The organism is Chitinophaga sp. LS1, assembly GCF_034274695.1.
Taxonomy (GTDB): Bacteria; Bacteroidota; Bacteroidia; order Chitinophagales; family Chitinophagaceae; genus Chitinophaga.
This window is the reverse complement of the sequence record NZ_CP128362.1, coordinates 144,188-168,090: the sequence shown is the minus strand read 5'-3', so window position 1 is coordinate 168,090 and position 23,903 is coordinate 144,188. Positions and strand designations below refer to the sequence as shown.

At 44.2% G+C, this 23,903-nt stretch carries 18 protein-coding genes; 9 read left to right on the top strand and 9 right to left on the bottom strand.

The window, feature by feature from the left end:
* Positions 1–16 precede the first annotated feature (16 nt).
* Both QQL36_RS00730 and QQL36_RS00725 read left to right on the top strand, forming a co-directional pair.
* Positions 17–1,165, top strand: coding sequence for a glycoside hydrolase family 88 protein (locus QQL36_RS00730; protein ID WP_083729820.1), 1,149 nt, complete (start codon positions 17–19; stop codon positions 1,163–1,165).
* Positions 1,162–2,400, top strand: a complete 1,239-nt coding sequence (locus QQL36_RS00725; protein ID WP_321568589.1) for a DUF2264 domain-containing protein — start codon at positions 1,162–1,164, stop codon at positions 2,398–2,400. The genes QQL36_RS00730 and QQL36_RS00725 overlap by 4 nt, the downstream gene beginning before the upstream one ends.
* Positions 2,401–2,414: 14 nt before the next feature.
* On the opposite strand, the gene QQL36_RS00720 is transcribed toward QQL36_RS00725, so the two are convergent.
* The 8 genes from QQL36_RS00720 to QQL36_RS00685 all read right to left on the bottom strand — a co-directional run bounded on the left by QQL36_RS00720 (position 2,415) and on the right by QQL36_RS00685 (position 11,048).
* The gene (locus QQL36_RS00720) at positions 2,415–3,092 is read right to left on the bottom strand and encodes a response regulator transcription factor (protein WP_072362626.1); all 678 of its coding nucleotides are present in this window, start codon (positions 3,090–3,092) and stop codon (positions 2,415–2,417) included.
* Complete coding sequence (locus QQL36_RS00715; RefSeq protein ID WP_083729818.1) at positions 3,064–3,900, bottom strand: sensor histidine kinase; 837 nt, start codon at positions 3,898–3,900, stop codon at positions 3,064–3,066. The genes QQL36_RS00720 and QQL36_RS00715 overlap by 29 nt, the downstream gene beginning before the upstream one ends.
* The gene (locus QQL36_RS00710; protein WP_143709128.1) at positions 3,867–4,562 is read right to left on the bottom strand and encodes a hypothetical protein; all 696 of its coding nucleotides are present in this window, start codon (positions 4,560–4,562) and stop codon (positions 3,867–3,869) included. Before QQL36_RS00710 ends, QQL36_RS00715 begins: the two co-directional genes overlap by 34 nt.
* Before the next feature lie 143 nt (positions 4,563–4,705).
* Positions 4,706–5,170, bottom strand: coding sequence for a hypothetical protein (locus QQL36_RS00705; RefSeq protein ID WP_083729816.1), 465 nt, complete (start codon positions 5,168–5,170; stop codon positions 4,706–4,708).
* Between the two features lie 743 nt (positions 5,171–5,913).
* Complete coding sequence (locus QQL36_RS00700; protein WP_321568588.1) at positions 5,914–6,387, bottom strand: hypothetical protein; 474 nt, start codon at positions 6,385–6,387, stop codon at positions 5,914–5,916.
* Between the two features lie 251 nt (positions 6,388–6,638).
* A complete protein-coding gene (locus QQL36_RS00695; RefSeq protein WP_321568587.1) occupies positions 6,639–8,948 on the bottom strand; it encodes a GH92 family glycosyl hydrolase in 2,310 nt (769 codons plus the stop codon).
* Between the two features lie 147 nt (positions 8,949–9,095).
* Entirely contained in the window at positions 9,096–9,236 is a 141-nt protein-coding gene (locus tag QQL36_RS00690; protein ID WP_321568586.1) for a hypothetical protein, read from the bottom strand.
* A gap of 132 nt (positions 9,237–9,368) precedes the next feature.
* The gene (locus QQL36_RS00685) at positions 9,369–11,048 is read right to left on the bottom strand and encodes an SGNH/GDSL hydrolase family protein (RefSeq protein WP_321568585.1); all 1,680 of its coding nucleotides are present in this window, start codon (positions 11,046–11,048) and stop codon (positions 9,369–9,371) included.
* A gap of 110 nt (positions 11,049–11,158) precedes the next feature.
* Between QQL36_RS00685 and proB the strand changes: the two genes are divergently transcribed.
* Together proB and QQL36_RS00675 are read left to right on the top strand one after the other, a co-directional pair.
* Entirely contained in the window at positions 11,159–12,193 is a 1,035-nt protein-coding gene (proB, locus tag QQL36_RS00680) for a glutamate 5-kinase (protein ID WP_321568584.1), read from the top strand.
* A gap of 21 nt (positions 12,194–12,214) precedes the next feature.
* On the top strand, positions 12,215–13,462 hold the full coding sequence (locus tag QQL36_RS00675) for a glutamate-5-semialdehyde dehydrogenase (RefSeq protein ID WP_321568583.1): 1,248 nt from the start codon (positions 12,215–12,217) through the stop codon (positions 13,460–13,462).
* A 206-nt stretch (positions 13,463–13,668) separates the two neighbouring features.
* Here the strand turns inward: QQL36_RS00675 and QQL36_RS00670 are convergent, their stop codons facing one another.
* Positions 13,669–16,044 carry a glycoside hydrolase family 9 protein gene (locus QQL36_RS00670; RefSeq protein ID WP_321568582.1) on the bottom strand — a complete coding sequence of 792 codons (2,376 nt, stop codon included), beginning with the start codon at positions 16,042–16,044 and terminating at the stop codon, positions 13,669–13,671.
* Positions 16,045–16,192: 148 nt separating this feature from the next.
* Here QQL36_RS00670 and QQL36_RS00665 point away from each other — a divergent pair, with 148 nt between their 5' ends.
* The 5 genes from QQL36_RS00665 (at position 16,193) to QQL36_RS00645 (ending at position 23,888) form a co-directional block, all read left to right on the top strand.
* A complete protein-coding gene (locus QQL36_RS00665; RefSeq protein WP_083729808.1) occupies positions 16,193–17,650 on the top strand; it encodes a sodium:solute symporter in 1,458 nt (485 codons plus the stop codon).
* Position 17,651: 1 nt separating this feature from the next.
* Positions 17,652–18,461 carry an N-acetylmuramic acid 6-phosphate etherase gene (gene murQ, locus QQL36_RS00660; protein ID WP_083729807.1) on the top strand — a complete coding sequence of 270 codons (810 nt, stop codon included), beginning with the start codon at positions 17,652–17,654 and terminating at the stop codon, positions 18,459–18,461.
* Positions 18,451–19,635 (top strand): anhydro-N-acetylmuramic acid kinase, encoded by a 1,185-nt coding sequence (locus QQL36_RS00655; protein WP_083729806.1) that lies wholly within the window; start codon positions 18,451–18,453, stop codon positions 19,633–19,635. The genes murQ and QQL36_RS00655 overlap by 11 nt, the downstream gene beginning before the upstream one ends.
* Positions 19,636–19,762: 127 nt before the next feature.
* On the top strand, positions 19,763–20,509 hold the full coding sequence (locus QQL36_RS00650; protein WP_083729805.1) for a DeoR/GlpR family DNA-binding transcription regulator: 747 nt from the start codon (positions 19,763–19,765) through the stop codon (positions 20,507–20,509).
* 268 nt (positions 20,510–20,777) lie between these two features.
* On the top strand, positions 20,778–23,888 hold the full coding sequence (locus QQL36_RS00645; protein WP_321568581.1) for a SusC/RagA family TonB-linked outer membrane protein: 3,111 nt from the start codon (positions 20,778–20,780) through the stop codon (positions 23,886–23,888).
* Positions 23,889–23,903 lie beyond the last annotated feature (15 nt).

The following is a 23,903-nucleotide window of genomic DNA, read 5'->3' as shown; positions in this document are numbered from 1 at the left end:
AGAAAGTTAGTCACGTATGAGAAAATTACTCTTCCTCCTGGGCAGTGTACTGCTCGTCATTCCGGTAAGTGCACAGGTTCCTGTTGACAAAGCACTGAAGCTGGCTATCCAACAATACAAGCAAATGATGACCCATGTGCCGGATAGTTTACTCCCCCGCACCACCAACAATAAAACAGGTAAACTGGTTACCGCCGGCACTGACTGGTGGACATCCGGATTTTACCCAGGTACACTATGGTATCTCTATGAATATTCAAAAGATAAAACCATCCGGCAGGAAGCACGCAAACGTACAACTGAGGTGGAAAAAGAACAATATAACAAGACGACACATGACCTTGGATTCATGATGTACTGCAGCTTTGGCAATGCATACCGCCTTACCAAAGATCCAAAAGATAAACACGTGCTCATTACCAGTGCCCGCACGCTATGTACCCGCTTCAATCCTGTAGTAGGTTGCATCAAATCATGGGATCATGGTAAATGGAAATTCCCTGTCATCATCGACAATATGATGAACCTGGAATTGCTTACCTGGGCCACAAAAGAAACAGGCGATACCTCGTTTGCACACATCGCCCGTACCCATGCTAACACCACCATGAGGAACCACTTCAGACCCGATTTTAGCTCTTATCATGTAATAGGATATGACCCTGAAACAGGTGCAGTCGTAGCAAAAAATACTGCACAGGGATTTGCAGACAGCTCTGCATGGGCACGTGGTCAGGCATGGGGTTTATATGGTTACACCATGATGTTCAGAGAAACAAAAGATGGTGCATATCTGGAACAGGCTAAGCAAATCGCAAACTATATCATCCCTCATCTGCCTGCAGATAAAATACCTTACTGGGATTTTGATGCACCTGATATTCCCCATGCAAAAAGAGATGCATCCGCAGGTGCAGTGATGGCTGCAGCATTGCTGGAACTGAGTCAGTATACAAAGAACCAGACCTATTGGCAAACGGCAGAACAGATCTTACAAACACTCTGCAGCGATGAATACTTAGCCAAAGTAGGCACCAACAATAACTTTATACTCAAACACAGCGTAGGGCACCTGCCAGCAGATTCAGAAGTAGATGTACCGCTCACCTATGCAGATTATTACTTTGTAGAAGCATTACTCCGTTATAAAAAATATAGCAAATGAACAGGCGGCGTTTCATACAGGCAGTACCCATAGCCGGATTGGCCACCGCCGTAAAACCAGGCAATATGTTACCCTCATCCATTCCCCCCACCAATGACAGAGCATACTGTGCCTCGCTGCTGGTACGCATCGCAGAACCTGTATTGTACAATCTGAGTAAAGGCCAGCTGAAAAAGACAATGCCTTTGGAAGTAGCACCTGCCTACAGCAAGCCTGTGGAAAAGGTGACGTATCTCGAAGCTTTTGGCCGTACTATGGCTGGTATCGCCCCCTGGCTGGAACTTGGTGCTGACGAGACGGAAGAAGGCAAAATTCGGGGCCATATGATCAAATTGGCACAGTCAGCTACCGCTCAGGCAGTGGATCCTTCCGGCCCTGACTACATGAACTTCACAGGCAGGTACGACGGCCAGCCTTTGGTAGACGGCGCTTTTCTGGCGCATGGATTTATCCGTGCCCCCAAACAACTCTGGGAGCCACTGTCTGACAAAGTAAAACGTCAGGTCGTAGCGGCATTCAAAAGCCTGCGTAGCATCAAGCCCGGTTATAACAACTGGTTACTCTTTGCTGCCATGATAGAAACCGCCTTACTTGAATTCGGCGAAGACTGGGATGCGATGCGCGTAGACTTTGCTATCAAAAAACACCAGGAATGGTACAAAGGTGATGGCATGTATGGCGATGGTACAGACTTTCACTTTGACTATTACAACGGATTTGTGATCCAGCCCATGCTGGTCGATATCCTAAAGGTATTGGTGGCCAAAGGCAAAGCCAATCGATCAGAATATGATCAGGCACTGGAACGTATGCAACGGTATGCGGTGATCCAGGAAAGACTCATCTCTCCTGAAGGCACATTCCCTGTAGTAGGTCGGTCTATGGCTTACAGAAATGCGGGTTTCCAGCCCCTCGTGCAACTGGCGCTCCACGATCAGTTACCTGCATCACTCTCTCCTGCACAGGTCAGGTGTGCATTGACAGCTGTCAAGAAGCGCATCTTCGAAGCGCCGGATACCTTTGATCAAAAGGGTTGGATGCAGCTGGGCTTTTGTGGCCATCAGCCGGAAATAGCAGATGTCTATACGGCTACTGGCAGCTCTTACCTGTGTACAGTGGCATTTCTCGCATTGGGTTTGCCTCCCGGACACACTTTCTGGACCGGTGCTCCGGAAGAATGGACAGCGCAAAAAGTCTGGAAAGGGAAACCGGTCTTAAAGGATCATGCCTTATAATGGTTATTCAATCATCAATCGGTATTGATATCGATCAGGCCATACCGAATGCCGAAGATTACTAAACCTACTCTGGTTTTTACTTTCAGTTTATCGCAAAGACTACTTTTGTAGTCGTCGATAGTGCGTGGGCTCACGAACATCTTTTGTGCAATTTCTTTGTAAGACAACTCTGTACAAAGGTATTGCAGGAAGGTTTTTTCCTTGGGCGTGAGTTCGATTTTTTCGCTGAGAGAAAGTACATCTTTCTGCAAGCCAGAGATCACCTTGCCAGAGATATAATCGGGCAGGTAGAAGTCTTTTTTGATGATAGAATCAAAAGCTTCCTTTAGATCATCTGGTTCTACATTCTTCATAATGTATCCTTTTGCTCCCGATTTCAGCATTTTGATAATCACTGATTCATCGTTCAGCATGGATAGGGCCAGTACCTTGATCTGAGGGAAATGGTTATTGATCCAGGTGGCAGTTTCATATCCGTTCATACCCGGCATATTCACGTCGAGAATGAGGATATCAGGTAGCTGCATTTCCCTGTTATTGATGATTTTGATCACTTCTTCCCCATTGTTGGCTTCGAAGAGAATGAAATAATCCGCAAAAGTGTTAATTAATCGCCCAAGGGCTTTTCTGACAAGTACATGGTCATCAGCAATGGCAACACTATATTTCGCTTTCCTGGTTATGCTCATGGAATGATTGTTTATTTACGGGTATAGTGATTCGGATAGCAGTTCCGCTGTTTTTAGCGCTGTTGATCTGAAAGGTTCCACCAATAAGACTGGCTCTTTTACGGATGTTTCTAAGTCCAAGGCCCTTGTGCTGGTTTAAGTCGGCAAACAGGGCTTCCTGGTCAAAACCAATACCGTTATCAGTTATTTCCAGGTCAATAAAGTCTATGTTATGGGAAAGCCTGACTTCCACTTTAGTCGCCTTGGCATGCTTCACAATGTTGTTCAGCATTTCCTGTACGATGCGAAAGACGATAATCTCTGTTTGGTGATCAAGCAGGTTCCGGATGTCTGCAAAATTAAAGGAAGTTTCGTATAAATTGGTTCGTCTTAGTCTTTCCAGCTCGAAATTGATGCTTTGCCCTAATCCGACTTCCGTAATTCTGTCAGTATGGAGGCTGCGTGACAGGTCTCGCAGCTCTGTAATGGCCTTCTGTAGAGCCTTTCGGCTTTCCTCTATATATTCATGCGCTTCGCTGTTATTTTCCACGGGTACGGTCAGGAGGGAGAGGGCTACGAAAGTGAGGGACTGACCGATGTTGTCATGGATTTCCTGGGAAAGGTGTCCAAACACGTTTTCCTGGATTTCCAGTTGTGACCGGAGTAGTTCCTGTTCATAGCGCTCTTTGAGCAATCGAAGCTCCTGGGCCTGCGCAAGGCGGCCTTTCTGATTCAGAATCAGCATAATGATAATGAATCCCACCAGTAATACAAGCAGGAAGATAGATGTAAATACTACAGGGAAGATTTCCTGAAAATCAGATTGCATATAAACGAAATACTAAAGAATAAATATAGAATAATATTTATCATAATATTTGTTACATGTAGCGTAGTAAACACCATCCATGGCATATTGGAAATAAAATTCAGGATCCCGTTCAGCGGAAGACTGCATGTGTAAAAGAACAGCAACCCGGTAGCTGTCCAGAAAGTAGGGTCCTGGAGCAGGCTGTGAGGACCGGGGAATTTAATACGTTCATAAAAATAAAAGATGCAGGTGATCACTACCAGCAGGCAGCCCAGCATATATGTATACGTATTAAAGGTACCCGTACCCTGTAAAAAGAACATATTAACGATCCCAAATACCGGGAATAGGGCAATCGTATAACTCAGCGCCCTGATCACCTTAGGTGTGGACAGGAAGGAGCGGAGCAGGTATAACAAATATGGGAAATTCAGGATAGCGTAGCCATTATAATACTTCAGGTTATTCATATTATGAAGGCTGTACCACCAGGTGATGACTTCCACCGATATAGTGACAGATATATAAATGAGAAACGAGTTCAGGTAGCTGGGAGGTCTCTTTTGCAGTTTAGCCAATAAAGCAACAATGAAGCACAACAGGATCGTCATGACAATTACCGGTTGTTGATAAAGCGAAAAATGTGATAACGTTAATACGTTCAGTAGTGCACAGGACATATGAAATAAATACGATAGCTTTTTAACTGTTATTGGTCGTGGAAAGTTAGCAAAAGCAGGGTGAAATTTTTTGACTGGCAAAAAAACTGCCGGATTACTAATCCGGCAGCATAAGTTGATATCTATATATAGATGTGGTATAATTAGATCTTGCTTGCAATTGCTGCATCGATCTTAACACCTCTCAATTCGTTACCAGCTTGACCAATACAGGCCGGAGGGCATGGATAACCAAAGTTAAAAGCTACGATCTCAGCACCATTAGGTGTGGAAACATACAGATCTTTGTTTTCAGTTTTACCGGATTCGTTTACTTTCTGCTGAGTAGCGACGAAAACGATTGTCTGCCTGTCTTCCAGCAGGATGTTTTCAGGGAAAGAAGAAGGGTAAACACCAAAATACACTCTAATACCATCAGCTCCAGCAGCTTCAGCTGTTTCGATATAATGTTTGAGTTCATCCAGGCTATACCAAACGCTTAGAGAATCCAATTTGCCCAGACGTTCAGAGTTAGCTTTCCATCTATTCTCCCTGTAATTATTTTTGAGCATGGTTACATGCTTATCGTTCACAAACTGACCGGCTTTCATGATTGTTGCGGCTGACATAAGATGTTATTTTAGGTTTTGAAAATCTCATTGACAACATAAAACTAATTTAAAACAAATACAGTTATCACTGTAAGTTATTAATAATCATAACATTACAATGTGTATAAATTCGTAATTACTGTATAATCAGTTCATATATAATTTTGTCTAATGCAAAAACCGTCCTTTTCTACTCAATTTTCCAGTAAAGATGCAGTAATTTCTGCGTTAATAACGGTGCATGTACCCCGGTAATTATCGGTGAGGATTGTTTTTTTCTGCACACTATCGGGTTTTGGGATACTCCTTCGGTCAGATCAGGGCTATTACGATTACACTTTATAATGAAGATCTTGAATACCGTGATTTCACGGTCTTTCAAAGACCGTGATTCACGCAGTTTGTGAATGCGCATAGGTACGTTTCGTGTTGATTCAATGCCGGTTTTTTATCCCCACGAAATCGTAAAACTGAGACTGTTTATCAGCAATTTATCCACCAAAAAACTTGTACCGGCATGACTGACAGGCATTTTGCTTATTGCGTGTTTATTCGGATGTTATAACAGTTAATTCAAACATAATAAATGCAAGTAACATATTCATCCATCAAACGTGCTACGTCAACTTTATTTTTAATAATATTGAGAAGGCAATTAGCCTGAATGCTGATTTAAAATATTGTACCCTTTGAAAACCCTAAATTGTATTGTCCCCCCCAAAGTACCATAACTGGCCTGCTTTTTAGCAGGCCTTTTCTTTTTATACCACGTGAACCTCATACTCTTTCAACGCAGTCATATCATACAGAAAACGAAATGCAATCACCGTTTGCAACAAGGCATTGGAAGTCTGCAAAGTAATCTCCGTATCACTATCTGTCACCCAGTTATTTTGGTCGGCAGGCTCGCCGTATAAATGACTCAGCCGGGTAGCCAGTTGAAACCCTGGTTGATCCGGGTAAATAAAGATCCTGTTTATAAACCCATTCTCATTCACACCAGCAAAAAGATGACTCATGGCAATACCATTGTCCTTTTGCTCAATCATACACTTAATAGGTCTGTTGAATACATGGTAAAGACTGGCATGAGGAGCGACTGTAAAATGATGCTTACCCGTATATAGGTTAAAAGGTAACATGCCTGGAATGTGTCCAGGCTTTCGGCCTAACTGGATGTCGCCGACACCCAGGTTGTGAAACCTGAATTGGTTTGGTTGAGAGGCGGATTTCATATGTGTAGGGTTAGTTATCATAAATTTACGAAATCCTTTTATCATGATCATGCTATAAAACCGCTGGTATTCCTTCGACGCTTGTTCGACGCTTCTTCGATGCTTCTTCGACGCTTGTTCGACACTAAAAGGGCACTTCAATATCCCCAGGATAATGAAGTGCCCTTTTGATGACCTTTTAGTACTATAGTAGTACCGAAGCTATACTGTAGTTATACCGTAGTTATACCGTAGTTATACCGTGCCACTACCTACTTCTTCGGCTTTGCTCCCATATAAAACACGAGCTTACCACCGTTCATAATATCATCATGGGTAATTGAATTACTCACTACCGGCTTCCCATTCAGCGTCACCTTCTGCACATACACATTCGTTTCACTCTGATTCGGCGCCTCTACTGTAAATGTCTTCCCATTTTCCAGTTGTAACACAGCACTTTTCACCGCAGGACTACCCAATATATACTCAGTTGAACCCGGGCAAACCGGATAAAAACCTAAGGATGTAAAAATATACCACGCACTCATCTGTCCACAATCGTCATTACCACCCAAACCATCAGCAGACGGTTTATACATCTTTTTCAGGATCATCCTCACCCGCTCCTGCGTTTTCCATGGCTCACCTGTCCAGTTATACAAATAAGCCGCATGATGAGATGGCTCATTCCCATGCACATAGTTCCCAATTATACCATCCCTGGTAATATCCTCTGTCTCTGCAAAGAACTCATCTGGCAAATGCATCGTAAACAATGAATCCAGATGACGGGAAAACGCTTTCTTGTCTCCACGCAGTGCGATCATAGCAGCAGGATTCTGTGGTACATACAGACTGTAATTCCACGCATTCCCTTCTATGAACCCCTGATTGTCTGTTTTCAATGGATCAAACTCTTTCCTGAAACTACCATCGCTCAAACGAGGGCGCATATAGCCTGAAGCCGGATCGTACACATTCTTATAATTCTCAGAACGCTTGATGAATGTTGCATAAATATCATCCCTGTGCAGTTTCTTTGCCAGCTGTGCTATACACCAGTCGTCATATGCATATTCCAGTGTCTTGGATACAGAAGCACCACTCTTATCTTCAGGTACATAACCATTATCTATATAATAACCCAGACCATCATAAGTACGATGAAGCGCCGTGGTCACACAGGCATCCAGTGCCTTGTTTGCATCAAATGATGCATTGCCTTTCATCACCGCATCTACAATGACTGACACACTGTGATAACCAATCATACACCAGTTCTCATTGGCATAATGTGACCATACCGGCAACATATGTTGTGCACTCTGATCAAAATGTGCCAGCATGCTCTGTGCCATATCCGCATTGCGTTTCGGCTGAATGATATTGAAAAGGGGATGCAATGCGCGATACGTATCCCAAAGGGAGAAAGTCGTATAATTAGTGAAGTGCTGTGCCTGATGAATGTTCTGGTCTAACCCACGATAGTTACCATCTACATCCATATATGTGGTAGGACTGATGAAAGCATGGTACATAGCAGTATAGAAGTTCACCATTTCATCTTCATTCAGCAGTTGTGCATCGATCTTATGCAGTTCCTTGTTCCACAATGCCTGGCCATCCTGTTTCACTTTTTCAAAATCCCATCCCGGTGCTTCCTCTCTCAGGTTTTTCAATGCACCTTCTGTGCTTACAGGGGACAATGCAAACTTGATCTTCACCTTTTCACCAGCAGCTACTTTGAAATCAAAGTAAGCGCGGACCTGTCTTCCCGCCATTTCAGGGAAGTTATGGTTCGTGTCAAACTTTCTCCAGAAACCTCTGTACACATCATTCGTTTGATTCTGGTGACCATATTGATAGAATGGTTTGGAGAAAGACATGGCAAAGTATTCAATCCTTGTCCTGGCCCAGCCATTCGTCTGACGGTAACCAGTAATGAGTGTATCATTTTCCACCCTTACAAAAGTCCACACGTTCTTGTTGGAGTAGTTATAAATACCTGCCATCAGATCAAGAATAATATGTGCCTGATCAGTGGCTTCTGCAAATGTATATTGGTGAAAACCAACCCTGTTGGTAGCTGTGAGTTCTGCTGTGATATTGTATTTATCCAGCTTTACTTTGTAATAATCAGCAGCGGCGGTTTCATTGTCATGAGAAAAAGTACTGCGATAACCCGTCTCCGGATGATCTGCTGTACCCGGGTTCAGGTGTAGCTGACCAGTGGTGGGCATTATGAGGAAGTCACCCAGGTCTGAGTGACCAGTACCACTGAAGTGGGTATGACTAAAACCACAGATGGTCTTGTCTGAATACTGATAACCCGCGCAATACTTATACACATCCGGGTTATATTTTCCATTCATTTCGTAAGGAATGGTATCCGTGTCAGGGCTTAGCTGTACCATGCCGAAGGGCACAGTCGCCCCTGGATACACATGTCCCATTTTAGCAGTACCGATGATTGGTTTCACATAACGTGTCAGGTCTTTGTCCTGTGCCTGTGAAGATTCCTTAGCAAAGAGCGTAACAGCGGTCAACATTGTAAGGTGAAAAGCAAAACGTGCACCCATTGGTTAATATGATTTTTTTAAACGTTGTAAAGTACAGGCACGGTTCAAAACACGTGTCATGGTTGGGTCAAAGAGTTTAAATGAATTTTAAATCTATTGCAGGTATTGGTCCAGGTAATCCATCGGAAGTTTAAATGAATTGTAAACCTATTGCAGGTAGCGCTTCAGATAATGCGCATTATAGCAGAAGGCTGCATATAATGCCCGCTGTAGCAGAAGGCTGCATATAATGCCTGCTGTAGCAGATAAGACTTCATATAATGCCCACTGTAGCAGATAAGACTTCATATAATGCCTGCTGTAGCAGATAAGACTTCATATAATGCCCGCTGTAGCAGATAAGACTTCATATAATGCCCTCTGTAGCAGAAGGCTGCATATAATGCCTGCTGTAGCAGATAAGACTTCAGATAACCCGCTCTATTGCAGATAGCTCCTTAAATAATCTGCCAGTTGGCTGTACCCTGTGCTGTTTGGGTGCAAGCCATCGGTGAAGAGCGTGCTATCCGGTTTTAAATCTGTGTTCAGTAAAACCTGCCCGGGGTTGATAAACAACACCTGTTGCATACCCGCCATTTGCTGGATACCTTTATTAATTTTTGCTACTCTATCTGCCATATCTACGCGGGGAAGTATGCCTGCCAGCAGGATATCTGCCTTTGGTTGTCTTTCTTTGATCGCGATCACCAGTTGTTGTAACCCTGCTATGATTTCCGCATCTGTATTCATTTGCAGGTTATTAGTGCCTATCATGATGACAATTTTCCTCGCTTCAAATCCATCCAGTTCATCATGATACACTCTCCATAGCACATTTTCCACCCTGTCCCATCCAAACCCCATATTTCTTGCACCTTTCGGCCAGGAGTCTGTGCCTCTGGCAATAGGGCCGGCTGGTTCTCCACCCCAGAAATGGGTAATGGAATTACCAATGATAACAACTTTAGGAGGGTTCTTTTTGTTCATAGCCAGCAGGGTATTGTGGCGAAGATCCCAGTCATACCGGATCAGCTCACGGTATTGGCGGCAGGGGATAGTGGTGTTGATATTGCCAATAGGTTCATGAAAGATCTGTCGAAGGATCTGAGCATAGGCATTCGCATATTGTTGCATACCAATATCGTTGGGATGAGTGCCGTCTACAGTGCTTTCGATACCAAGCCCCAGTTGTTCAACAGGGAGTAGATATAGTTGTTTGACCCCTTTGTCCTGAAGTGAATAATATGCATTTTCCAGTGCATCATTTCCTCCGATCCTTCCATGTTCTACTAATAAAATAGGAGTATTGGGCTTCACTTTCCGGAGTTGTTCAACTGCTGCCAATACCTTTGCAAAAATTTCCTCATAGGAACGACTTGAAATATTCGGCAGACAATCCAGCACATATACCTTCGCATCAATCTCTGTTAACAACTCCGTCACCGGTGGGTCCAGTTTCCCATTGCCGGCAAAGCCGAGGTTAATCACCGGTCTGTCCATCATCCTATCCAATTGATTCGTCCATGCTAATCCGGGTCGGGAGGCACAAGCTCCCTGTGCAATGGAGGTACCATAAACAACAATCGGTTTTTCGGGTCTCAATGGTAAAAAATGAACACTATCACTGCCCACAGTTCCTATTTCCAGCCACTTCACGGTATTATAGAGCGGCAAATACAACCGGTATTCGCCCGCATCCTTGCTCATACCAGAAAACCGATAAGTAACCGTATCTCCAAAATTATACTTCCCCGCACTCCATTTCCATGCCCCATTCGGGTCTATACTATACAAATCCACACCACTGGCACCAGTCGCCGGCATATGTGGCATATCCAGTTTTCCTGTCACCACATACCTCACCACAATATCAGGTGCTGAAGTACGAAATCGCACCGACAACCCGGCACTCATCCTTGATAAGTTCCAGACCTTGGAAGGCACTGTTTGCGCTGCTTTGGCAGGTAGTCTGTCATATTTGGTCGCCACCGAAAAGGCCTGACCTTCAATCTGAGCAGGGATATACCAGTGCCAGCTGGTATCCTTTTGAGCATGGGCTTTGCCACAGATCAGGCTGATAATGGCCAGCAGGGCTAACTTTGGAATTCGACTGTTTTTCATTGGTTTCTCATTTTAGCCGGCCGCAGGCCGAAACTAGACATAGCAATAAAATACTTTTTTAAAATATACTCAGCATTTTCAATAATTTTGATACCAAATTTTTTGGGACAGTGACTAAACCGATACTCGTAATCAAATTTGGATCAGCTTCCATCACGCAGGTTGGTGGGGAGCTGGATGAGACGATCATAGCTTCAATAGCCCGTCAGGTGGCAGAATTACAGGAGCAGTACAATATCGTGTTAGTTTCTTCCGGAGCAGTAGCTGCAGGTAAAAAATACCTGCACGGATACAGTGGCACCATTAGTGAGCGCAAAGCGGCAGCCGCCATCGGCAACCCCTTGCTCCTCAGCAAATATGCCCGTTATTTCTCTCCGTACAACATCGCCATTGCCCAAAGTCTCTGCGAACGTCGTCACTTCAGTAACAGGCAGCAGTTCCTGCAACTGAAAAAGACGTACGAAGAGCTGTGGGCCAGCAATGTTATCCCGGTGGCAAACGAAAATGACGTAGTAAGCGACCTGGAATTGAAATTCTCTGACAACGATGAACTGGCTACCCTGATCGCCGTAGGCTTTGGTGCCTCTTTGCTGTTATTCAGTACCTCCGTGGGAGGATTGCTGGATAAAGAAGGAAAGGTAGTCCCGGAAATCCCGGAAATCAACGAGTCAATTTTATCACTGGCAGATACAAAGAAATCATCAGTAGGCCTCGGTGGCATGGTCTCTAAACTCACCTTTGCCCGCCTCGCTACCCGCATGGGTATAGGTGTCGTTATATTCGGTATTCACACGACAGACGGTATCCTCAATGCTATTAATGGCAAAACCGGTACCGTATGTTTACCACAGGAGTGCAGCATGCCTGCCAGAAAGAAATGGCTGGCCAGCGGTAGCCTGGTAACAGGCAGGGTACTGGTTGATGCCGGTGCGCTGATGGCATTGCAAAAGAGACGTAGCCTGCTGGCTGTAGGCGTATTGTCTGTGCTGGAAAAGTTTGAAGGAGGTGAGGTGTTTGAAATAGTAGACGAAGAGCACAATGTAATTGCCGTAGCACGCGCAAAAGTATCTTCCGAATTATTATCGGAAGATAATAAACTACATGACCTTGAGATTGCCCATGCAGACGATATCGTACTGTTGTAGGCAATTGAAAAAGAAATCAAAATGGAATCGATACATCAAATGTTGGTAGATGCGAGAGCAGCTACCAGCGCTATAAAGTCACTGGCCGATGAGCAGAAGCAACAACTCCTGCGCAGGCTGGCCGTGCAGATCACCACGCATGCCGCTACGATTGTAGCTGAGAATAAGAAGGACCTGGATAAAATGTCTGACGAAGACCCGAAGAAAGATCGCTTATTGCTCAATGAAGCACGTATACAGCAACTCGCCGACAGTCTCAATGAAATAGCTGCCTTACCCGATCCTGCAAATGAATTGGTGCTGGAGCGCACACTGGCCAATGGCCTGCATGTGCAAAAACGCACTGTTCCATTAGGGGTGGTGGGTGTGATTTATGAATCCAGACCAAACGTGACCCTCGATGTCGCCGCCCTCTGTATCCGTTCTGGTAATGTATGTGTATTAAGAGGTGGTTCCGATGCTTTCCATACGAATACGATCCTGGTAAAGATCATCCAGGATGTACTGAAGGAATTCAAAGTGAATGTGCACACTGTACAATTACTGCCTGTAGATCGCTCGTTGATAAACGAGATGCTCACCGCAGTAAAATATATTGATATCATTATTCCAAGAGGCTCACAACAGCTGATTGAATTTGTACGTGCAAATAGCAAAGTACCTGTGATTGAAACTGGTGCAGGTGTATGCCACACCTATGTAGAAGCAACAGCTGATCTGGAAAAGGCCAGTAAGATTGTGACGAATGCAAAGGTGAGCCGTCCATCTGTATGTAATTCATTGGATACAGTACTGGTAGATGAACAGGTGGCAACTGGTTTGTTACAATTATTAGCACCATCACTGGCGGAATATAATGTAGAGATCTTTGCAGATGAGCAATCATACAACATCTTAAAAGGTTTATCCTATCCATATTTACAACATGCAGCACCGGAGGATTTCGGACGTGAGTTCCTGGACTTCAAGTGCTCCATCAAAGTAGTAAATGGTGCAGACGAAGCCCTGCAACACATTCAGGAATATTCTTCCAAACACTCTGAAGCCATCGTATCAAACGATGCTGCGATCAGTGAGCGTTTTCTGAATGAAGTAGATGCAGCAGCGGTGTATGTAAATGCCAGCACCCGTTTTACAGATGGTGGTGTGTTCGGACTCGGTGCGGAAATAGGGATCTCTACGCAGAAACTGCATGCCCGTGGGCCTTTCGCGTTGGAAAAACTGGTGACAGAAAAATGGTTCGTCAGAGGAAACGGCCAGGTTCGTTAAAATTTGAAATGGCAGGTTTCGTTTAAGATGACCATATCGTTCATCATAAAGAAGGCCGGAGTTGTTAAAATTTGAAATGGCAGGTTTCGTTTAAGATGATCATTTCGTTCATCATAAAGAAGGCCGGAGTTGTTAAAATTTGAAATGGCAGGTTTCGTTTAAGATGACCACATCGTTCATCATAAAGAAGGCCGGATTTGTTGATTTTAAAGGAGGCTTGATTCGTTGATTTTTCTAAAGGTATAACCTTCCTTTTTCAATAAAGTGATCAGCTCACCAAGATGATCATACAGTTTATCTTTACGCCGGGGATCAGTGCCTGCATGTATAAGCAGGATCACACCATTCAATCCACCTTTGAACTGAGTAATGGATTGAAGAATACGTTCACTGCTTTTGTAAGAGGCGCCCATTTCCGGATATGTATAATCAGCATTGCTACCTGTACCCGGCGTAAAGTTTACAACCTGTAACCCCATATCAGCAGACCATTCAGCGATCGTATTATTCCACCACTCATAAGGAGGAATAAAATATCTTACCCCCGAAGTGTCAATGCCCGCATGCTTCATCTTAGATAAACACTGCAACATATCATCCCGAAACTGTGCATGCGTCACCAACAAACTATCTCTCTTATTCCAATCACAATACAACAAATGTTGATCAGAATGTGGCCCTAAATAATGTCCCTGTTTAATCAATGTACGCACATCATGCCGCTCATAAAACCTGCCAGTAAAAAAGAACGAAGCCTTTACTTTTTGCTGATTCAATACACGTGTAATAGTTGGCAATCCATCTGCAAATTCATCAGCTGTAAACACTAATGAAATTTCTTTTTTAGTTGTATCAGTTCGCACAATGCCTTTCAGCGCACTTTCCTGCGCTGCCAATAAATAGATCAACACCGCTGTTCCATCCATGGTAGGTTCATTCGTGCTATAATCTCCAAAGTCATCGTGGTACACAGCCAGGTCACTCTGAAAAGGAGCATACTCATCTTCGTTCTGTAATTGAATGCCGATCAAACCCATATAAATACTGGTATACACAGGACCATCTACCAATCCGCCATCAATCGGATACTGCTTCAAATGTGAAAAAGAAGAGTGCGGATCAGCAGGGGTGTCACCATTCGCTGGCAATCCATACACCATAGAAGTACCCCATGGATTACAACCAAATAACCAGTCAAAACAAGCCTGTTCCAATGGCAGATAAGTATTATCTCCACTGAGTTGCCTGTACCAATAACATTGAATAGTGAATGCCGTCGTTAAATTATTACTACACCAGATAAAAGGAATGGCACGATAAAAAGCATTGTGATTCGCTTTGTGCCACACACGTTCAATCCCTTCTTTATAAAACTGAATTAAGCTGTCTCTTTGCGCACCCTTCAATTGTTTGGCCAGTTCATAATGACCGGGATTGATAAAAGGATACCATTGATAATGCCGGGCTGTATCTTGCCCTAACCAGGGAGTAACCGGCTCCTTTCTTGCAAAAGACATGGCCTCCGCAGGTTTTGACAACATGGCTGCTGCCAGTTCCATATCATCTGCATAGTTATCTTCTTCATAGAAATAAGGTGACCTGCCCGGCGCCGTCTGACACACCCCCGGATATTTCAAACCTAACTGATAAGCCGCCATCGCCTTATCCCGCAGCAGAGAAGAAGCAAACAATTGCGATCCTAATGCAAAACAACCTGCAAACTTACCCGCAGTAGAAGCAACACCTGTAGCCCTGTTTTTATATTTCAACAATCCCTGTGGCTGGCCTGAACAAAAGTATACGGGTCTGAGCAGCCCATGCTGATAAAAATTCGTATCCTGCCCTGGTAAGCGCATCCCCTGATGATCTCTGTCATCGCCAATCTGGTTAAACAGCCAGTCATCAGCAGGATACATTTTCAGTAACCAGTCCAATCCCCATTTTGCTTCATCCATGGCATCAGAGAGCCCGTTTTTGCCACTCAATCCATTCGCCTGAACCGTATCTCCAAATACCCCCGGAAAGTCTCTGCAAGCGGCTAATAAATGATAAGTCGCATTTGCCGAAGTAGTGGCATATTGCAAATAATCAGTGGCATCATGCCACCCGCCTGAAACATTTACAAACGTATCTTTTGGTGCATACACCGTAAACCCATCATGGGTATGACAGCTATCTTTCAAAAACGGATTAAACCCACTCCTTTGCTGCCGCATATATCGCAGGCAAAATTCCGCTGCACCCCCGTACACCGATTCACTGATCTCAAACTGTGGAGACCGGGTAGTCCCCGTCTGTATATAATATAGTCCTGCCCGCTGCAAAGCAGAAAAATCCAACCTGCACGTTTGTGCAAACGGACCATATGCCCCCGCGGCTTTTCCGGCCCCATGGCTGTACACTACTTTATTAGTCAGCACATCAACTACCTCAAATTTTTTTAATGTATCTTGGCTCTTACTGCACCAAACAGCTACTTTCATCCCTGCAGGCCGGTATCCGAGCTGATTAATACGGATCCAGTCCGCGGTCACCGAAAGATGTAAAAACAGTAGCAGCAATAGTATGGATAGTTTTTTCATACACTTATCTTTGTCTGTAGAATCAGGATAAATGTAAATTTATTCGTCTTTTTGCACATTATTTTAGTTTTTTTGCGTTTTTCTCTGTAAGTTTATTTGCGGGAATGCGTTTTTATGCGGTTTTATCTGCCAAAATTGATTATCGGTTATGTCACCAGTGCTTTTATTCTCAATTGTCGTAGTCTATTTTATTATTTTATTGGTAGTAGCCTGGTACACCGGCCGTAATTCCAGTAACGAATCCTTTTTTATTGGTAACCGCAACAGTAATTGGATGTTGGTTGCCTTTGGGATGATTGGTACCTCCCTCAGTGGTGTCACTTTTGTGAGTGTACCCGGGGATGTCGCTAAGAATTCCTTCTCCTATTTTCAGGTGACCATCGGGTACCTGTTAGGTTACCTGGTTATTGCTTTTGTCCTGTTGCCTTTGTATTACAGGTTGAAGCTTACTTCTATTTACAATTATTTGCAGACCCGTTTCGGTGTCGCCTCTTACAAAACAGGTGCTTCCTTCTTTATATTATCCAGAACACTGGGGGCTACAGCAAGGTTGTATCTCGTCGTGAATATTCTGCAGGAAGCTATCATGAATCAGTTTGGTATTCCATTTTGGGTCACTACGCTGGTGATCCTGGTCATGATCTTACTCTACACTTTCGAAGGAGGGGTCAAGACCATTGTATATACTGATACCTTACAAACTACCTGTATGCTGCTGGGGTTAGTACTTTGCACCATATACATCCTGCACACCATGGATATCAGTATGGGTGAAAGTCTGAACAGAATGTCGCAGCAGGGCATGACCCGCATCTTCTTCGGCGATCCGAATAGTAAACTTTTCTTCCTGAAACAGATACTGGGTGGGGCGTTCATCACCATCACCATGACAGGTATGGATCAGGAAATGATGCAGAAAAACATTTCTGTAAAAAGACTTCAGGATGCACAGAAGAATGTGGTGACCTTATCCCTCATCCTGATGGTGGTATTAATGTTGTTCCTCTTCTTAGGTGGTTTATTATACCTGTATGCAGAGCAACTGCATGTAGATGTAAAGGGCGATAAACTCTTCCCTGCACTGGCATTGAACCACATGCCTGCGTACATGTCCATCATCTTTATCGTAGCATTGATCTCTGCCTTATTCCCAAGTGCAGATGGTGCTATCACGGCATTGACATCCTCTTACTGTATAGATATTCTGGGTATCAACAGAAATGCGGGACTCGATGAAAAACAAAGAAAGTCAACCAGGCAGCGCGTGCACCTGGTATTTACATTCATTTTCCTGCTATTCGTATTGGTCTTCAAGTGGATTAGCAGTGCCAGTATGATCGGTGTGATACTCACAGTAGCGAGTTATACATACGGTCCATTACTGGGATTATTCTCCTTTGGTATATTGACAAAGCGTCGCGTCAGTGACAAGGCTGTGCCTGTTATTGCAGTTGTAGCACCATTGGTTTGTTTGTTGTTGGATACATATCAATCAAAAATACTGGGCGAGTTTAAGATAGGATTGGAACTACTACTGATAAACGGTATCCTCATGTTCGCCGGATTATGGATCTTCTCAAAACCCTCAGAAAAAACACTTTTATAATATGCTAACTACTGAAATGTCTTCCCGCTTTAACAACCTGGAAAAGATGAGCGTAAAAGCCATTCTGGAAGGTATTAACAGTGAGGACGCCACCGTGCCACAGGCAGTTGCAAAGTCGCTGCCACAAATAGAGAAGCTGGTAACAGCTACTGTAGAACGAATGAAAAAAGGAGGTCGCCTTTTTTATATCGGCGCAGGTACCAGCGGGCGTCTCGGCATACTGGATGCATCAGAATGCCCACCCACATTTGGAGTAGGTTTTGATCTGGTGATCGGGTTGATAGCAGGTAGTGATACCGCCATCCGCAAAGCAGTAGAGTTTGCAGAAGACGATAAAGAACAGGCAGCAAAAGACCTGGATGCCTATCACATCAATGAGAATGATGTAGTGATTGGTATCGCTGCCTCAGGTACTACACCTTATGTAATAGGTGGGGTTCAACAAATGCGTGCCAGGGGTATTGTGACTGGCTGTATAACCTGTAACCTGAACAGCCCATTGGCAGCTGAAGTGGAATATCCCATAGAAGTGCCGGTGGGTGCGGAATTCCTGACAGGTAGCACGCGTATGAAAGCAGGTACTGCACAAAAGCTGGTGTTGAATATGATCTCTACCACCGTGATGATACAACTGGGCAGGGTAAAAGGGAATAAGATGGTAGATATGCAATTGAGCAATCATAAACTGATAGACAGGGGCATCAGAATGGTGATGAGCGAACTGGTAGTAGACGAAGAAAAAGCAAAACAACTGATCGAAGAGCATGGCAGTGTAAGAGCCGCCATTGAAAGCCGGATGCATGAACAGTAATTTACAACGACTTTTTACCATCACACAAAAGCCGGTACGACGTATTATCGGGTTGATGTCGGGTACATCGCTCGACGGACTGGATGTGGCATTGTGCGCGATCAGTGGCAGTGGTATGGATACAAAAGTAGTGCTGGAACAATTTGAAACGGTACCGTATCCCATCGAAGTGAAGGACGAGATCCGCAAGATCTTTGCAAAGGAAACCATTTCCTTTCAGCAGCTTTGTCTGCTCAATCCATGGATTGCCAATCATCATGCAGCATGGATATTACAATGCTTACAGCAATGGAATATAGATCCGTCAGCAGTCGATCTGATTGCATCACACGGACAAACAGTGTATCATAGTCCTAAGATATTGCATCAGCAGGCAGCATTTCCAAATGCTACTTTGCAGATCGGAGATGGGGATCACATTGCAGTAAAAACTGGCATCATCACCCTGAGTGATTTTCGCCAGAAGCATATTGCAGCAGGAGGAGAGGGCGCACCACTTGCCTTGTACGGCGATTATTGTTTATTCTCTCAGGAGGGAGAAGACAGGATCATGCTGAACATGGGTGGTATTGCGAACTTCACATTCCTGCCGGGATCACTGGATGCAAACAAAGTATTCGTGACAGATACAGGACCCGGCAATACCTTGCTGGATGCATTTGCCCGTCATTATTTCCAAAAAGAATATGATGAAGATGCACAATTTGCAAAGCAGGGTACAGTGAATGAAAAACTCTTGGCAGCACTAAAAGAAAACTCCTTTTTCAAAGAAGGATTTCCCCGCACGACGGGTCCGGAATTATTCAGCAAAGAGTATGTACTAAAGGCACAACAAGGCATTGAGGTCAATCCATTCGATGTTATGGCCACCCTTACACAATTCAGTGCAGATACTATTACCGATGCATTGCTGAGTGTATTGGACGCAGACAGATCTTACGCAGTATACATGAGTGGCGGCGGTGCACACAATCCATTATTAGTCGGATTGATCAAAGCCCGCATGCCGCACTTAAGAATAAATACCACCAGTGAACTGGGAATAGCCGGCGATGCGAAAGAAGCGGTATTATTTGCTATCCTGGCAAATGAAGCTGTAATGGGAGAAGGAATCAACTTCGGAAAGCCTGGAATGCCAGCTATCACCATGGGAAAATATTCATTTCCTGCATAAACCAGCAAGTTTTTCAAAAAAAAATGCGTGAACCAGCAAAAAAATGCGGATTTATATTTGGATTTGTGCGTTTTTTTGCTGAATTTCAACTCCGGATCGCACCTATTAAATTTTCAACCAAACTAAGATGCTAAAAGAAGAACGCCACGCCTATATACTTCACCAGGTGAACTTACATAATAAGGTGCTGTCCTCACATCTGAGTGAACAGATCCAGGTATCTGAAGATACAATCCGCAGAGACCTGGCAGAACTGGCGCAGGAAGGTAAGATCATCAAAGTACATGGTGGCGCATTATCCAATTCTTTTCATCTCGGTATCACTTCACAGGATGTATATGCTGTAGAAGATAAAAAGACCATCGCGTTAAAAGCAGTACAGCTCATACAGGATGGCATGTTTGTATTAACAACGGGTGGTACTACCATCGCAGAACTTGCGCGTATGCTGCCCAAAGACCTGCAGGCCACCTTTATTACAGTAAGTTTACCGGCAGCTTTTGAATATGCCAACCATCCTAACATCGAAGTTATCGTGATAGGAGATAAGCTGGCAAAAGGTTCCAAGATCACAGTAGGAGGAGAAGCGATTTCAAAGATTAAGATGATCAAAGCAGATCTATGTTTTTTGGGAAACAATGCCATGGATGCAAATGATGGTCTTACAGACAATGACTGGGAAGTGGTACAGGTAAAACGAGCTATGATCAGCACTTCTAAAAAGGTAGTCGTATTATCCATTTCAGAAAAACTGGATACTGCCGAACAACTGAAGATCTGTGATGTAGAGGAGATAGATATTTTAATAACAGAGTTGCCACCGAATTCCAAAAAACTACAGCCTTACAAGAAAAAAGGCATTCAGATATTATAAAACACTTGTGAATAAACCAGGGCCGTACAGCTGCCCGGAAATCAAATCGTCGTTTAGAATGGAAGCTATGCGCTAAGGAGAATCAGTAATTCATTTTGCAGGATCGTTGTCGTAAACAGTGAAAGTGTATCGCCTGAAAATAGGTGAGTGAAACCTATTGCCATCAGCCAGCACCCTGTAATCATCTTTTAATCAAAAAAACATTTATCCCTATGGGACATGGGGATAGTATGCCAGGATCTATCGTCTTCACATTTAAAAATTAGCTATGAGAATGTATCAATTATTCCGGCATGTCAAATGCAGGTATCTGTTACTCTTCTTTGTCATGCAGTGTTTAACTGCCGCAGCCGCCTTTGCACAGGTAAAGCTGACGGGTAAAGTAACAGACGAAACCGGCACACCATTGCCAGGGATCACGGTAGCCATCAAAAACACCAAATCCGGAGCAATGACTGATGGAGATGGAAACTTTGTGATCAATGCTGATCTGAAACCAGGTACTTACACAGTGAGTTTTTCCGGAATCGGTTTCGTACAAAAACAAAGTGACCTGGTAATTGGTACAGGAAAAACTTATACTTTAAACACACAGCTCGGTACCTCCGTATCCAAACTGGATGAAGTAGTGGTAACAGGTACTTCGGCAGGTACTACCCGCAAACAACTGGGTAGTTATGTGAGCACTGTAAAAGCAGCAGAACTCTCCAAAGGCGCCACCGGCAACGTATTGGCGGCTTTACAGGGTAAGACTGCCGGTGCACAGGTATCGCAAAACTCCGGTGACCCTGCAGGCGGTATCTCCGTAAAACTCCGTGGTATCAGTACCATCGGTGGTTCTACTGATCCGTTGTATATCATTGATGGGGTTATCATCGACAACTCTACCACCCGTGTTACCAATGCCGATGCAAGCTATGCCGGTGGTAACTCTGTAGGTAACGTAGGGCAGAGCCGTATGGTTGATATCAACCCTGCGGATATTGAAAGTATTGAAGTACTGAATGGTGCAGCAGCAGCTGCCATCTATGGTAGCCGTGCAAATGCCGGTGTGGTACAGATCTTTACCAAACGTGGTTCCAGCGGTGCTCCTGTAGTGAACTTCAGCACCAGTTTCAATGTAAACGAACTGCGTAAAAAACTGGAAGTAAACCAGGCGCCTACCAAGTTCGGTGGCGATCCGGCTACTTCTACTCAAACGATCCTGACGCCTACTATCACCACTACCACCGATGTAAAACGTTACGATTACCAGGACTACATCTTCCGTACTGGTGTAGGTGCTGATAACAACATCTCTGTTACCGGGGGACAAAATAAAACCAAATACTACGCTTCTGCTGGCTATCTCTACAACCAGGGGATTGTAAGGAATACTGATTTCAACCGTTACAGCTTCCGTTTAAACCTCGATCAGGAGCTGAATAAGTGGATTAGTTTTAATGCCACCATGAACTATGTTTATAGCAAATCAAACGAGAAACCGGATGGTAACTCCTTCTTCTCACCGACCAACTCTGTGACCATCATTGGTAACTACTACGACATCTGGGCAAGAGATGCTGTGGGTAATATTCAGGCTGTAGGCGAGCGTGGACGTGTGAACCCGGTTTCCGTAATAGAGGACATCAAACAACAGCAGCAAACGAGCAGGATCATCGCGGGGGCGGGTATCAAACTCAAACCCGTGAAGAACCTGACTGTCGATTATCATATGGGTATTGACAACTATAGTCAGGATGGTACTACCCTCATTCCTCCTTACAAGTATAATGTAAGCTCAAGCTTCTATGGTGGTGGTTCTACACTGGACCCTACCCAGAATGGTTATGCAAGTGCAGGTAGCAACATCTCTTTCATGATCAACCATGACGTGAATGCGACTTACAATGCACAGATCACCAGCCGTCTGGCTTCTGTAACACAACTCGGTTATTCACAGCAATACCAGCGAATGCATTACTCCCTGCAACAGGGTCGTGGTCTGCCTCCCTTCGTCACAACTGTAAGCGGTGCAGCTACTGCTATCACTGGTGCTGACCAGCGTACAGAATTGTCTATCTCCGGTGCTTTCATTCAGCAGAACTTTAAATACCGTGATCAGTTCTTCATCACAGGTGCATTGAGAATGGATGGTTCATCTGTATTCGGTGAGTCAGAAAGAAATCAGCTGTATAGCAAACTGAGTGGTAGCTATGTGATATCAGGTACTGATTACTGGAATAAGATGGGTGTATCTAAATGGTGGAACCTGTTCAAACTGCGTGCAGCTTATGGTGAGTCAGGTAACCTGACTGGTATATCTGCCTATGGCCGTTACAATACATACAATGCAGTTGCATTTGTGGGCGCAGCTTCCTTTACTTCAGGCACTACCTACACCAATCCGAATGTAAAACCGGAAAGACAGAAAGAACTGGAATTCGGTACAGATCTGGGCTTCCTGAACAATCGTTTGAATGTGTCTGTGAACGTATATCATAAACGTGTAAACGACCTGCTCATCACCAGTTCGATCGCGCCTACACAGGGTTACACCAGCCGCCTGGACAACATTGGATCGCTGCAGAACAATGGTGTGGAAGTAGTGCTGAATGTAGAACCAGTGAAGACAAAGAACTTCACCTGGGATATGACAGCCATTTGGAACCACAATAAGAACAAAGCACTGAATACAGGACAGAACATCATTCTGTACAGCACAAACAGTGGTGCACCGGTAGCTATTGCAAGTGGTCAGCCAATAGGTTTCTTCTATGGTACCTTCTTCGCAAGAGATGCGAATGGCAAACAGATCACCAATGCATCAGGTATTCCTTTGACAGAACTGGGTACACAGAACAGTTCGATGAGTTATACGGCTGGTCGTGATGCAAACGGGTTGCCAACAGGTTCTTCCCTGCAAAAGAAGATCGGTGATCCAAACCCGGACTGGACAGGTACTTTGACCAACGATTTCACCTACAAAAAATGGAACCTGCATACACAGCTGGATGCTGTACAGGGTGGCGATGTATTCAACGCTGACTTCAGAACCAGACAAGGTGTAGACAATGGTAAAGTTGCAGAGCAGGAAGACAGAGGTCAACTGCCACGTGGTTATATCGCAGGTGTATATGCTATACAGGAATGGAGAATTGATGATGGTTCTTTTGTAAAACTGAGAGAAGTATCATTGAGTTATAATATTGGCAAAGTAAAAGGGATCAGTGACCTGACTGTGAGCGTAGGTGGAAGAAACCTTTATTCATGGGATCACTACAAAGGATACGATCCTGAAGTGAATGCAGCAGGGCAGAGTACAATTCTGCGTGGTATTGACTTCGGTTCAGTACCTGCTCCAAGAACTTACAACGTAGCGATTCGTGCCAAATTCTAAACCATCAAAAAGGAG